This window comes from Chryseobacterium sp. CBSDS_008, from assembly GCF_049959325.1.
Taxonomy (GTDB): Bacteria; Bacteroidota; Bacteroidia; order Flavobacteriales; family Weeksellaceae; genus Chryseobacterium.
The window spans coordinates 512,791-526,484 of record NZ_CP188202.1; the positions used below are offsets into that span (position 1 = coordinate 512,791).

A 13,694-nucleotide genomic window follows, 5' to 3' on the forward strand; every position below is an offset into this window, starting at 1 on the left:
ATTTTTGATGGTTATTTGATTAATTGAATGGTTCCAATACATTTTTGATTCGTTTCATTGCTTCTCTTAAATCTTCCTCAGAAGCAGCATAAGAGAATCTGATACATTCCGGGCTTCCGAAAGAGAGACCACCTACACATCCTACATGAGCATTTTCCAGCAGGAACATAGCAAAGTCATCTGAATTGTTAATTTCAGTGCCATTTAGTGTTTTTCCGATGTAGAACGAAATATCCGGGAAGAAATAAAATGCCGCCTTTGGAAGCACTACTTTGAATCCTGGGATTTCTTTGATCAGCTCATACACAAGATCTCTTCTTTTTTTGAATGCATCAATCATATATCTGTATTCGGAAGGATCTGTTTTCAGTGCGGTGATAGACGCTCTTTGTGCCACGGTATTTGCGCCGCTGGTCATCTGCCCCTGTACTTTTTCGCATGCTTTAGCCAGCCATTCCGGGCAAGCAGAATATCCGATTCTCCATCCTGTCATTGCAAATGCTTTTGACATTCCGTTGATTACAGCTGTCTGTTCGTATACTTCAGGGAACTGAGCGATAGAAGTTGTTTTTGTTTCGTAGTTGATGTACTCGTAGATCTCGTCAGAAATGACCGTTATCTGAGGATATTTGGCAATAACTTTCGCGATAGATTTTAATTCATCATAGGTATAATATCCTCCTGACGGGTTACATGGAGAGCTGAAAAGCACAGCCTTGGTCTTCTCTGTTATAGCCTCTTCAAGCTGTTCTGCAGTGACTTTGAAATCGGTAACATAAGACGTAGGAAGCATCACGGAAGTTCCGCCCATCATTTTTACCATTTCGTCGTAGCTTACCCAGTAAGGAGCAGGAAGAAGAACTTCATCGCCATCATTGATAATTGCGGCAAGAACATTTATAATAGCCTGCTTGGCACCATTTGAAACACAAATCTGCGTAGATTTGTATTCAAGGTTGTTATCTCTTTTTAATTTATGTGAAATAGCCTCACGCAATTCCAGGAATCCGGGAACAGGAGAGTAATGGCTGTAGTTTTGATTGATAGCATCGAAAGCGGCCTGTTTGATATTGTCCGGAACATCAAAATCCGGTTCGCCAAGAGTTAAGCTGATTACATCTATTCCGCTGGCTTTCATTTCTCTGGCTTTATTTGACATGACAAATGTCTGTGAGTATCCTAATCTTTTTACTCTATCTGAAAGTTTATCCATGTATTTTTTGAATTTTAACAAATATATAATAAAAACGTTTTGCAGGGGTAATAAAAATGGGATGGCTTTGAAGATTTTTGTCAGGTTTTGTTAAATGTTTTTTTGGGAAACAATAATATTTTCTTCTGATGAATAAGACTGGTTAATCTTATTTTGTCACAAAACTTAATTATATGAAAAAGATTAAATAAATCCTTATCGGGAATGATTTTACAACTTTGGGTTTTGTATCTTTAAACCATCTAAGACCTATCCTATGAAATATTCCGTTTTCTTATTGCTGATTTCATGTGCTGCTTTCTCTCAGAGATATTCAAAAGATGATGAAGTGAAAAAGTATGTTTCACAGGTGAATAAAGACTCATTAAAGTCTTACATCGGTAAGCTGGTAAGTTTTGGAACCCGGCATACTTTAAGTACAACAGATGATCCTAAGCAGGGAATAGGAGCGGCAAGAAACTGGGTTATTAAAAAGTTCACCGATTATTCGAAAAATTCCGGAGGCAGGATGGTAGTATACCTTCAGCAGGAAGATTTGCAGCCGGACGGAAAAAGAGTTGATACACCTGTCAATCTGGGAAATGCAGTTGCTTTTCTGAAAGGAGCAGATCCCGATGATAAAAGAATTTTTCTGATTGGAGGGCATCTGGATTCAAGAGTGACCGATGTGATGAACAGAACTTCCCCGGCACCCGGCGCCAATGATGATGGCAGCGGAGTAAGTGCTGTTATAGAATCTGCCAGAATATTAAGCAGCTCTTCATTTCCGGCCTCAATTATCTTTGTAGCATTTTCCGGTGAAGAACAGTCGTTGTTAGGCTCCAGGCAGTTGGCTGAGAAAATAAAAAGAGAAAATTTACAACTGGATGCCGTCCTGAATAATGATATGATCGGTAATCCTAAAGCAGGAGAAACAGGAGAAATCAATACCCGTGTGCTTCGTGTATTCAGTGAAGGCCTGCCTTACAAAGATCTCGACAAAAAAGCAATGGCCATCAGGAATCTGGGTTTTGAAAATGACAGTGAGTCCAGGCAGCTGGCGAGATATATCAAAGAAACTGCAGAACAATATGTGAAAGGACTTGAAATAAAGCTGATCTACAGAAATGACAGATTTCTGCGTGGAGGTGATCATACCAGCTTTGTCAATAATGGATTTCCGTCAGTACGGCTTACCGAATATTACGAGAACTATGATCATCAGCATCAGGACATCAGAGTGGAAAACAATAAGCAATATGGTGATCTGCCTGAATTTATAGATTTTAAATATCTTAAGAAGAATGTTGCTGCCAATATTGCGGTACTGGCCAATCTTGCTAAATCCACTTCAAAGCCTGAGAACGTAGAAATGGATGTAAAAGAGCTCACCAATTCCACAGCATTGCATTGGAAAAAGCCAACATCCGGAACTCCGGCAGGATATTACGTGCTGGCCAGGGAAACGGACAGTCCGGTGTGGCAGAAAAAAATATTTACTACAGAGCTTTCTATAAAGGTTCCGCTTTCGAAAGACAACTATATTTTTGCCGTACAAAGCGTCAGCCATTCCGGAAACCTGGGTGTGCCTGTAATTCCGGGGATTGCAAAATAATGATTCCTGCCAAAAGCAAAGTTCAATGATAAATCAGGAAAAGTAGATTTGAATACAAGAGAAATAAAACTTATTTTTGCGGTTTATAATAATTCACATGTCTGCATCGTTACTATTAAAATATTTCCCGGATCTTACTGAAAAACAGAAAGAACAGTTTTCGCAATTGGAAAACCTGTATAATGAATGGAATGAAAAGATCAACGTAATTTCCAGAAAAGATATGGAATCGCTGTATGAAAAGCACATTCTGCACTCTTTGGGAATTGCAAAAGTGATGGAATTTGCACCGGGAACCAAAGTTTTGGATATCGGAACCGGAGGTGGCTTTCCGGGAATTCCTCTGGCAATTCTGTTTCCAGAAACAGAATTTACCCTGATTGATTCTATTGGAAAGAAAATCAGTGTAGTACAGGCTGTAGCAGAAGGAGTAGGACTGACCAATGTAACGGCTATCCACGGAAGAGCAGAAAAGCTGAAAGAAAAATTCCACTTTATTGTCAGCAGAGCAGTAACCCAGATGCCGGAATTCTTAAGATGGCTGAAAGGGAAATTTGAAAAAGAACAGTTTAACCCTAAACATAACGGAATTTTATATTTAAAAGGCGGTGATCTCGCAGAAGAACTGGCCGGAATTAAATGTGAAATTTTCAACCTTAAGCACTATTTTGATGAAGAATTTTTTGATACTAAAAAAGTAGTTTATGTATCAAAAGGTAATTTTAATTCCTGATTTTTATATAAATAAGGAATAATTTTTGCTAATATTTGTTAATAATCAGAAAATTAAAGGTTATGAAAAAACTTTTAAATATTGGATTTTCAGTATTCGTGTTCGGCGGGCTTCTGGTTTCATGTAATGATGACGATTATCATACGATTGAATCTATTGATAAGATCAAAATAGACAGCGTAAAGATTGTTAATGATACCATGGATGTTTTTGCGATACAGAGCATAAAAACATATTCCACCTATCCGTCTCACTGTGAAGGTTTTTACGGATATGATTATATCTACAACACCAATCTGGAAAGAACGGTTACCTCCTACAAATATATTACAAACGGACCTTGTACTCAGGGAAGTTATGCAGGAGCCAGCCAGATCAACTTCAGTCCCCAGAGAAAAGGAACGTATACTTTTAAATTCTGGAATGGCGGAAATAACTGGATTACCAAAACAATTGTAGTGGAATAATGAGATTGACTTTTATATTGTGTTTATTGGCCATACAGGCTCTATCCGGGCAGAAATTGATCTGGCAGGACAGCAAAAAACTGACGTGGGATAATTTTAAAAGTCCGGTCAGTAAGAAAAGTAACCCTGATGTGGCGGCATATACCCATTGTGGCTGGGAGTTTTCTGCCGCAAAATCTTCCGACCCAAAGGCGCCTGTTACAATTAGCATTACGACCATATTCCATGAAGAAAAATCCTGGAAGGATGTTAAAAAAATGAATGACTACATCCTGCTGCACGAGCAGAAACATTTTGATATTGCAGAATTATTTGTAAGGAAATTCAGAAAGGCAGTTGCTGAGAAAATCAGAAATTCAGGTGATTATAACAAATACTTCAAAGCAATTTACAACGGGATATCCGCTGATTATCAGAGCTTCCAGATGGCCTACGACAGGGAAACCCGTCATGGAATTGATAAAGAAAAGCAGACAGAATATAATAATTTGATTTCTGAACAACTAGACAACTTAAAAAGCTATCAAGTACTTTGAAATTCCTCAATAAGATCATCCATGAACTGTTAGCACAAAACCCGGATCTTTCTGCGTTTAATATCATTCTGCCCGGAAAACGTCCCATCGTGTTTATCAGGCAGATCCTTGAGGAAAATAATTATTCAGGGTTTCTTCCCAATTTTTTTACCATAGAAGAACTTATCAATACAATTGCCGACCAGCAGCCCATTCAGGGAATTCCGCTGTGGCTTTTTTCATTTGATGTCTACAGGAGCCTTAATCTTATTCCGAGAGATGATTTTTCGGACTTTTTGAAGTGGTTTCCTACGTTGCAGAAGGATTGGGATGATATTCTCAAGTTCTCGGACAGTGATCAGGCGGTTCTGCAATACATGTTTGATGAGGAAAGGATCAAAGAATGGGCCCAGGATCTCGGTGAGGATGATAATGTCCCAAGAAAGAAATTCCTTAATTTCTGGCAGAATATGAACGTTTTTCTCCCTGTTTTGAAGGAAAGACTGCAGAAAAAAAACTGGGCAACTTCCGGAATGATCCATGAAGCGGCTAAAGCCAGGATTACTGATTTTGCTAAAAATACCAAAGACGAGTTTATATTCTGTGGGTTTAATGCCTTTACTCCGGTAGAGGAAAAACTGGTAAGAAGCCTTTTACAGTGGAATAAAGCTCAATGTTTCTTTCAGGCAGACCGTTATTATTTCAATGACGAAAGACAGGAAGCCGGAAAGTTTCTGAGAAATCATAAAACCTGGAAAGAATTTGATGATAACAGGGCTTTTCAATGGATAGAAGACGACTTTAACCAGCCTAAAAAAATTAAGGTTTATGAAGTGTCGGGGAATGTAACCCAAACCAAAGTGCTGCCTGAGATCTTTAAAGAAATCAATAATAAAACCTATTCCAATACAGCGGTAGTATTGCTGGATGAAAATCTTCTTCCTGCAAGTCTCGACGTAATGCATGGTGTTGACAATTTGAATATTACAATGGGATTCCCATTGAAAAACCTGTCATTTTCCAATGCTGTCAAACGTCTTTTCTACCTGCAGAAACAACTGGAAAAAAATAAATATTCCTATTATTACAGGGATATTTTCCCAATCCTGGAAGAACTGCCTAAATCTTTGGAAGACGAGCAGATTATCAATGACTTTAAAGCTAAAATAGAAGAAAGAAATATTGTTTATATTTCCCATAAGCTTCTGCATGAACTGCTGAGCCGACTGTCCTATTTTGGGCTTCTTCAGAAAGCAGCAGGTACAAATGCCTATCTGGATATGCTTATTGCATTCTGCCAGCAGGTAAAATGGCTTGAGATAGATGATATTCAGTACGAAAATGTATCTCACTTTGAAAATGCTTTCAGAATTATCAAAAACCAGCTGACTCCTTACAATATTGAGATCAAAATGGAAACGCTGGAAATCCTGATCAACCAGCATATCAACTCGGAGAGCATCGATTTTCAGGGAGAACCCTTGAGAGGACTACAGATCATGGGACTGCTGGAAACGCGTCTCCTGAATTTTGAAAATGTAATTCTGCTTTCCGTAAATGAAGGAAAACTTCCCCTTGGAAATTCTCAGAATACCTATATTCCTTTTGATATCCGAAGATTCTTTGATCTTCATACTTTCCTGGAAAATGACAGCATTTATGCTTATCACTTTTACCGCCTGCTTCAGGATGCAAAGAATGTACATATGCTGTACAATGCATTAAGTTCCGGAGTAAATACCGGAGAAAAAAGCCGTTTCATTACCCAGATTGAAATGGAGAGCTCACATGAGATTGAACATCTGATTATTGAGAATTCATCTGAGCCCATTGCCACCCAGCCCATAGAAATTTCCAAGACTCAGATTGTACAGGACCGGCTTCAAAAATGGAAAGAAAAAGTATCTGCTTCTCATCTTACAAGCTATCTCTATAATCCGATTGATTTTTACCTTTCCAAGATTTTAAATACTTCGGAAACTGATGAAATTGAAGAAGAGCTGTCGATAAAGAATTATGGAAATTTAGTCCATTATTCACTTCAAGAAGTATATGAGGTGCTGAAGGGTAAGGTTTTAAAAGAAAGTGACTTGAAGAATTCAGTTAAAGCGATAGATCAATATATAAATATTGCGATTGAAAAGCTTAAGCATCAACCGGAATTCTATGAAAAAGGGATGAATTATATCCATAAGGCTATTGCTAAAAAAGTAATTGAAAATGTCCTTAATCATGATCTTGAACTGATAAAACAGGGCAACAAACTTGAGATTATTGATATAGAAAGAAGGTTTGAAAACATAGATTTTCCTCTCGATGGAAATGATAAGGTTTCTTTCTTCGGATTCATCGACCGTATTGATAAACTGAACGGAACTCTAAGGATTATTGATTATAAAACCGCCAGAATTAAAAATCTTACTGTAAAAATTGATGAAGGTAATGTTGCTGAATATTTCCATAACAGTGACAGAAAACAGGCACTTCAGCTCTGTATTTACCATTATGTGGTACAGCATCTTCCTGAGTTTTGGGGATTCCCGATTGAGACAGGAATCTGGAGTTTTGCGGACGCCAAAAAAGGGATGGTTTCGTTACAGTTTGATAAAGGAAATATTGACGATGCCATGAAATCTGTTAAAAGCCTGATCCTCGAAATCCTGAACCCGGATATCAATTTTGTAGAAACCATCAAAACATATTAAAATATTTAATATAAATGGGTAATGTCATTCTTGTCTGAATATCAATAGCTTATTTGTTTTGGATAATAGTCTGAAATGCATTTATTCACTTCACAGAACAGGCTTATCAGGCAGGCGACATTTTTATGTATCTTTACTCCTTTAAAGTTTCAAATCAGATACATTAAAATCACAAATGAAAAAAATACTGGTATTCCTATTAATAGCTTTCTCTCTTGTTATCAAGTCCCAGCAAAAGAATGATTCACTGGATATTGCGCTTCAGAATATAACCAAAGACACAAAATTTGGTCTTGCGCTCAGCGGTGGCGGAGCAAAGGGATTTGCCCATATTGGCATCCTCAAGATGATCGACTCATTGGGAATCAAGGTAGATTATATTACAGGAACCAGTATGGGAGGAATTCTTGGTGGGTTATATGCGATGGGATATAATGCTGACCAGCTGAAACATACTATTTATAAAGTAGACTGGGGCAGGATTTTAAGTAATAAAATTCCCTACAATAAAGTCAATATCAGCGAAAAAGATGAATATGACAAATACATCCTTGAGTTTCCTGTCGTGAGAGGATTTCCGACTCTTCCAAGCTCCTATATTGAAGGGCAGTACATGGGAGAGGTTCTTAACACCCTTACTTTTAATGCAAAACATATCAATGATTTCAGCAAACTGAGAATTCCGGTACAGCTTACTTCTTCCGATATTGAAAACGGAGGCCTTGTGATGCAGAAAGAAGGTTCATTACCGCTGGCAATCCGTGCTACATTGGCAATTCCTGCAGCTTTTGCACCTGTTTATATTGATGGAAAGCTTTTGGTAGACGGAGGATTAGACCGGAATTATCCTGCCAATGAGGTTCGTGAGATGGGAGCTGATTTTGTGATCGGAGGATATACCGGATTCAGGCTTTTTACCAAAAAAGAGATTGAGAATCCGATGAAGATGATCTATCAGACTCATGCCATCCGTTCTGTTGAAGATTTTAAACACCAGAAAGAACTGTCTGATATTCTCGTGGACTTTGTAGATCCTCTGGGGGATATTACCACGAAGGATTTTGCCAGATTCAGAAGGATCATCAGGATAGGAGAAATTGAGGCGAGAAAACACCTTCCTGAGTTTGTAGCTCTGGCAGGAGCACAGCGAAAAGCCGGAATCAAGTATGAGCACGAGGTAATAGAGGAAGTAAAACTGCCTACTACAAAATTTACTTTCAATGAAGAAGACGGAACTCCCATTAATGATGCTGCAGAAATTGAAGTACTTAAAAAGCAGATGGGACTGACAGAAGGGAAATATTATGATGCAAAAACAGTAAATGAAGCCATAGACAGAGTATTCGGAATGCGTCAGTATGTGAAGGTGTATTATACTTATACCAATGAAAATGAAGGTCTTATAATGAATATTTTTGTAAAAAGAGCCAAAAAAGGAGCTTTTAAACTGGCCTTGCATTATGATACAGAACAATCGGTGGGGATTATCATCAACTATACCTACAGGAATATCCTTCTGAACAGATCAAGATTTTTGGCAACGGTAGATATCTCTGAACGCTTTAAAGCCAAAGTTGCTTACCAGCAGTTCCTGGACAGTGGAGAGCGTTTGTGGCTGGACCTGGAAGGTAAAATGATTTACCTTAAAAGTAATGACTTGAATTTCAGGCTGTATGATGTAAATAGTGACGGAAGTGACAGTTTTCCTAACCATATGTACAGAAATATAACTGCAAAGATCGCTTTGAATTATAATATCAGTCCAAATGCTTATTTCTCCCTCGGAGCGGAGTTTAACACAGAAAGAATGTATAGTTTGCTGGATAAAGTAGATCAGACAAAAGTGGATAATTACAGTAAAAAATTGTATGATCACAGTAATTTCAACACCTTCCTGAAGTTTGAACAGAACAATCTCAACAAAAGATATTTCTTTACGAAAGGGAACCATCTGCAGGTGAGTACAAGATTCTATTATGGAGACCAGTATGAATTGTATGACCTGAAGACCGTACAGCCGCTTTTATATCCCATACTGAACCCTAAAGATTCTTATTATTATCAACCTAAAAACCTGGTTTCTTTTACGTTGAATGAAAATTTTGCCTATCCGATTACAAGAAGGCTTGCAGCAAAAGTGAATCTTTTTCTGGGAACAAGTTTTGGAGCACAAAGAGAGGATCAGGTGCCTTATCTTTTCCTGAATCAGAAGTACAACTTAGGTGGCAGTGAGTACAATTATGATCTTCTGAGCCCTGAATTCAACGGGCTTCGGCAGAAAGAGCTTCCTATGACTTCTGTGGCTAAAACATCAGTATCGCTTCAGTACAGGATCATGAAAAAGCTCTATCTCACCCCTTCATTCAGTTATGGAAAGGTAAGTGAGGAATATTCTCCTTTTAATAACAGTTTTGGTATGTTTGGCTACGGATTGAATCTGGGCTATGAATCTCTTATCGGCCCCATAAGTTTAAATGTTTCCAGAAACAACCAGCTTGATTTTTCAAGAATATATTTCAGTGTAGGCTTTAAGTTTTAAGGATAATATTTTTTAAAGTTAAAATTTAAATACCATTATTATTGCCTGTTGTAAAGAAGCTTACTTGGTATTGATACAAAAAAAGCACTCCATTGCTGAAGTGCCAAAATTAACTTGAAATGATATAGAATAGTGATTGATTTTAGAGTTTTACTTTTTTATTCATTGTTTTTCCATTGGAAAGTGTGACTTGTACCAGATATACACTCCTGTGGTGTTAAATCAAGTTTCTGTTCGGTGCTTACAAGATCACCAGCCTGCTGTGCAAAGTAGAATGGGGCTGTAAGACTTAATAAAAAGTTGTAATTTTTTTCATATCGATAGTTTTTGTGTGGGATTAAGGTAATGACTTCAGAGAAAAAGTAAAAATATTATAATATTAATAACTATTCATCGAATATAAATTCCCTGCAATGTGAGTAAAATAGAAGAGTCTGGCCGAAGGCCAGACTCTTTATATATATTTTTTGTATTTCTTAAAAAGCGTTGATTCCTGTAATATCCAATCCAGTGATCAGTAAATGAACATCATGCGTTCCTTCATACGTAATTACAGACTCAAGGTTAGCTGCATGCCTCATCATCGGGAATTCACCCATGATTCCCATACCGCCAAGGATCTGTCTTGATTCTCTGGCAATATCAATCGCCATTTTCACGTTGTTACGCTTAGCCATTGAAATCTGAGCCGGAGTTGCTTTATGGTCGTTCTTAAGGCTTCCTAGCTGTAGACACAATAACTGGGCTTTTGTAATCTCCGTTAAGAATTCTGCCAGTTTTTTCTGCTGAAGCTGGTAAGAACCAATAGGTTTTCCAAACTGATTTCTTTCTTTAGAATATTGAACAGCCGTACAGTAACAATCTATAGCAGCGCCTATTACACCCCATGAAATTCCATATCTTGCAGAATTCAGACAAGATAAAGGACCTTTCAGTCCTGTTACTCCGGGAAGAAGGTTTTCTTTCGGAACTTTTACATTATTGAATACCAGTTCCCCGGTTTTTGAAGCTCTTAAGCTCCATTTATTATGAGTTTCAGGAGTGGTGAAACCTTCCATTCCTCTTTCAACAATTAATCCCTGTACTTTTCCTTCTTCATTTTTTGCCCATACCACAGCGATATCGCATAGAGGAGAGTTGGTGATCCACATTTTGGCTCCATTCAAAAGATAATGATCTCCCATATCCTTAAAATAAGTTTCCATAGAGCCCGGGTCAGAACCGTGGTTAGGCTCTGTCAAACCAAAAGACCCGATCATTTCTCCGGCCGCAAGCTTGGGAAGATATTTCTTTTTCTGTTCCTCAGAACCGAATTCATTAATAGGAAACATCACCAGCGAACTCTGTACCGAAGCTGCAGAACGTACTGCAGAATCACCTCTTTCCAATTCCTGCATAATCAGACCATAAGAAATCTGGTCTAATCCTGAACCGCCATACTCAGCCGGAATATAAGGTCCCAGTGCCCCGATTTTCCCCAATTCTCTCATCAGATTAGGTAAATCTGTATGGTTTTGAGCGGCCTGATCTATCTGCGGCATTACAAAACTTTCAACCCAGTCTCTTACAGATTGGCGTATTAGTTTATGTTCTTCAGTAAGTAAAGCATCAATTCCATAATAATCAGGGATGCTTGTAAGAGGATAATATGACATGATTTTTTGATTTGGTTAAAAGTAACATTTTTCGTGGTGTCTTGAAAATTTTTTTAAAAACTTATATAGATATTGGTTTTCAGACAGATAATGGTGTTTTCCTTTATTTATAAGATAAATTCTGTATTTTAAGCCTCCTCATCATTGGATATAGGATACTGATTGGTAGCGTTGTGAACTTTGCTTTTAAATGTATACAGGTAGGGAGCTTTATTGGCCGAACCGTCGTAAAGCTTTTCGAGGCGGTCAAGAATATGTAAGCTTAAAATTTTACGCTGGAAGTTATTTCTTCTGAATTTTTGTCCTAAAATCGTTTCATAAAGAGACTGAAGATCTTTCATTGTGAATTTTTCAGGCAGCAGATTGCTGGCCGCCACTTCCGTATTGATATTCATTCTCAGGTATTCTAACCCGGTTTCAATAATTCTGTCGTGATCGAAAGCCATCTTAGGCAGATTGCTGACTTCAAACCACTCGCAGCTTTCATTGAAAGCATCGGGGAAGGTATTAGCCAGAGAAAAGTCAATAAGGCTGCAATAGCCTACTGTAATGAACCGCTGAAAAATCCAGTGATCCGGTGGTACTTCAATGCCTTTGTTTTTAAGAAGGATCTGATGTACATTATTTTCCGTACGGTCAATTCTTCCAAACGTGTGAAACTGTTTCAGAAAAATATCTTCAAGATGTGTCCTCTCAAACAATACCCTTGCTGCCGCTTCCCTTAAATCTTCATCATTGAAAACAAAACCACCCGGAAGTGACCACAGATCCAGATCGTGATACTTTAAAAGAAGAACTTTCAAAATATTATTATGAAAGCCGAATATAGTACAGTCAACAGATATATGGGCAACAAAATCTTTTGTATCGATAAGTTCCCGAAGCGTCTCTTTACTTTTTGTGTCTTTGATTTTCATGGCTGTAAAAATAAAACTATTTTCTTTTTGAAACGTTAAAAAATACCAAACTAGTCACAAAAAGAAGAATTACGAAAGATAAAATATATAACGGATAGAAATTTAATAATTGTTTTTCAAACAGAACAGCCATAATAATAGAGCTTACAGAGCTGCCCAGAGAGGAAAAAATAACAATAAGGGAAGTAAAGAGGTTTACTTTTTCTTTATCCATCTGAGCAATCATTTTTGAATTGATGACAGGGTAGAGTGGTGACAAAAACAAACCGATCACCGGAAATAAGAAAAGAATTACTCTTGAATCTGCTGATTCAAAATACTGCACCCCTACAATAATCACCAATAAAGCAATAATGAAAGCCATGCATGAAATATAGTAGTTGGGTAAAAAAAATCTTCGGATGATATTGGCTGTGACCGTTCTTCCTGCATAAGAAAATACCGCCAGGAATGAGGTAGCCTGAAGGGCAAAAAATGAATTGACCTTCAAATGGTTTTTATAAAAAGAAGGAAGCCATGAGTTGAATCCCTGTTCTACAAAAACAATGAAAAATATAACACCCAGGAATAATAGTATCGCCGGGGACGTGAAGCCGGAAAGCTCAGAAAAAATATTTTTGTTTTCAAGAGGTCTGGCCTCGGAAATTGTGATTTTTGATAACAGGAAAATTGTTAATGCGGATAAAACAGCTATTAATAAAAAACAGAATTTCCAATATTCAGAATATGCACTGGATACCACCCATCCGAAACAGGTATTAACTACGAAGATTCCGATCATAAAAGAAGCTTCTACACTGTTCATCGTTTTTGCCAGTGATTTTTCATCTGAAATATTATTCCTGATGATCCCGAAAACACAGATTTTTCCGATCGCAAAACAGGCTCCGACGATGGCAAACCAGAGTTTAAAAAACCAGAAGACTTCCACAAAGGGCAAAAGGCAGGAACAGAATCCTACAATGATCAAAGCTGAAATCAAGGCTTTCTTTGTTCCTGTTTTGTTAATAAAACGTACCGCAAAAAGAGAAATAAAGGCGATCGGTAAATCCTTGAAAGACTCCAGAAATCCCAATTCCCCATACGTGATTTTTTCTTCGGATAACTGCAGAATGATCAGTCCCATGCAATTTAAAACCATTGAAAAAATGAGAAAGGTAAGTTTCAGGGGAAAAGAAATTTTAGATGGCTTGATGATCATTTTGGGAGATTTCTTTATTGTTTTTTTTTGAAATTTTATGAAATATTGATGCGAAGATAGGGCTTCTAACCCTGAAAAATAAAAGAAAAACTAAAATATTTATGAATAGAATGTTAATTAATTGAAAAAAAATATATTTTTATTGTCTCAATTTG

General features: G+C 37.4%; 10 protein-coding genes. 6 read left to right on the plus strand and 4 right to left on the minus strand.

The window, feature by feature from the left end:
* Nucleotides 1–19 precede the first annotated feature (19 nt).
* Nucleotides 20–1,213: a pyridoxal phosphate-dependent aminotransferase gene (locus tag ACP3T3_RS02235; protein WP_426478307.1), complete on the minus strand. Its 1,194-nt coding sequence runs from the start codon at nucleotides 1,211–1,213 to the stop codon at nucleotides 20–22.
* Between the two features lie 256 nt (nucleotides 1,214–1,469).
* Here ACP3T3_RS02235 and ACP3T3_RS02240 point away from each other — a divergent pair, with 256 nt between their 5' ends.
* The 6 genes from ACP3T3_RS02240 (at nucleotide 1,470) to ACP3T3_RS02265 (ending at nucleotide 9,766) form a co-directional block, all read left to right on the plus strand.
* Entirely contained in the window at nucleotides 1,470–2,807 is a 1,338-nt protein-coding gene (locus ACP3T3_RS02240) for a M20/M25/M40 family metallo-hydrolase (protein WP_426478308.1), read from the plus strand.
* A gap of 97 nt (nucleotides 2,808–2,904) precedes the next feature.
* Nucleotides 2,905–3,540, plus strand: a complete 636-nt coding sequence (rsmG, locus tag ACP3T3_RS02245; RefSeq protein WP_426478309.1) for a 16S rRNA (guanine(527)-N(7))-methyltransferase RsmG — start codon at nucleotides 2,905–2,907, stop codon at nucleotides 3,538–3,540.
* Nucleotides 3,541–3,602: 62 nt separating this feature from the next.
* Entirely contained in the window at nucleotides 3,603–4,007 is a 405-nt protein-coding gene (locus ACP3T3_RS02250) for a hypothetical protein (RefSeq protein WP_426478310.1), read from the plus strand.
* Complete coding sequence (locus tag ACP3T3_RS02255; protein ID WP_426478311.1) at nucleotides 4,007–4,543, plus strand: DUF922 domain-containing protein; 537 nt, start codon at nucleotides 4,007–4,009, stop codon at nucleotides 4,541–4,543. Before ACP3T3_RS02250 ends, ACP3T3_RS02255 begins: the two co-directional genes overlap by 1 nt.
* Entirely contained in the window at nucleotides 4,540–7,227 is a 2,688-nt protein-coding gene (locus tag ACP3T3_RS02260) for a PD-(D/E)XK nuclease family protein (RefSeq protein ID WP_426478312.1), read from the plus strand. Before ACP3T3_RS02255 ends, ACP3T3_RS02260 begins: the two co-directional genes overlap by 4 nt.
* 175 nt (nucleotides 7,228–7,402) lie before the next feature.
* Entirely contained in the window at nucleotides 7,403–9,766 is a 2,364-nt protein-coding gene (locus tag ACP3T3_RS02265) for a patatin-like phospholipase family protein (protein WP_426478313.1), read from the plus strand.
* 476 nt (nucleotides 9,767–10,242) lie between these two features.
* Here the strand turns inward: ACP3T3_RS02265 and ACP3T3_RS02270 are convergent, their stop codons facing one another.
* The 3 genes from ACP3T3_RS02270 to ACP3T3_RS02280 form a co-directional block, all read right to left on the minus strand.
* Nucleotides 10,243–11,421 carry an acyl-CoA dehydrogenase family protein gene (locus ACP3T3_RS02270; protein ID WP_426478314.1) on the minus strand — a complete coding sequence of 393 codons (1,179 nt, stop codon included), beginning with the start codon at nucleotides 11,419–11,421 and terminating at the stop codon, nucleotides 10,243–10,245.
* A 128-nt stretch (nucleotides 11,422–11,549) separates the two neighbouring features.
* Complete coding sequence (locus tag ACP3T3_RS02275) at nucleotides 11,550–12,338, minus strand: NUDIX hydrolase (protein WP_426478315.1); 789 nt, start codon at nucleotides 12,336–12,338, stop codon at nucleotides 11,550–11,552.
* Between the two features lie 16 nt (nucleotides 12,339–12,354).
* On the minus strand, nucleotides 12,355–13,464 hold the full coding sequence (locus ACP3T3_RS02280) for an MFS transporter (RefSeq protein WP_426478316.1): 1,110 nt from the start codon (nucleotides 13,462–13,464) through the stop codon (nucleotides 12,355–12,357).
* Nucleotides 13,465–13,694: the final 230 nt, after the last annotated feature.

What these genes read in the sequence shown, in the direction of transcription:
- ACP3T3_RS02235 (WP_426478307.1), bottom strand. Translation starts at nt 1,213, where the DNA reads ATGGATAAACTTTCAGATAGAGTAAAAAGATTAGGATACTCACAGACA.
- ACP3T3_RS02275 (WP_426478315.1), bottom strand. Translation starts at nt 12,338, where the DNA reads ATGAAAATCAAAGACACAAAAAGTAAAGAGACGCTTCGGGAACTTATC.
- ACP3T3_RS02280 (WP_426478316.1), bottom strand. Translation starts at nt 13,464, where the DNA reads ATGGGACTGATCATTCTGCAGTTATCCGAAGAAAAAATCACGTATGGG.
- ACP3T3_RS02265 (WP_426478313.1), top strand. Translation starts at nt 7,403, where the DNA reads ATGAAAAAAATACTGGTATTCCTATTAATAGCTTTCTCTCTTGTTATC.
- ACP3T3_RS02250 (WP_426478310.1), top strand. Translation starts at nt 3,603, where the DNA reads ATGAAAAAACTTTTAAATATTGGATTTTCAGTATTCGTGTTCGGCGGG.
- ACP3T3_RS02270 (WP_426478314.1), bottom strand. Translation starts at nt 11,421, where the DNA reads ATGTCATATTATCCTCTTACAAGCATCCCTGATTATTATGGAATTGAT.
- rsmG (WP_426478309.1), top strand. Translation starts at nt 2,905, where the DNA reads ATGTCTGCATCGTTACTATTAAAATATTTCCCGGATCTTACTGAAAAA.
- ACP3T3_RS02240 (WP_426478308.1), top strand. Translation starts at nt 1,470, where the DNA reads ATGAAATATTCCGTTTTCTTATTGCTGATTTCATGTGCTGCTTTCTCT.
- ACP3T3_RS02255 (WP_426478311.1), top strand. Translation starts at nt 4,007, where the DNA reads ATGAGATTGACTTTTATATTGTGTTTATTGGCCATACAGGCTCTATCC.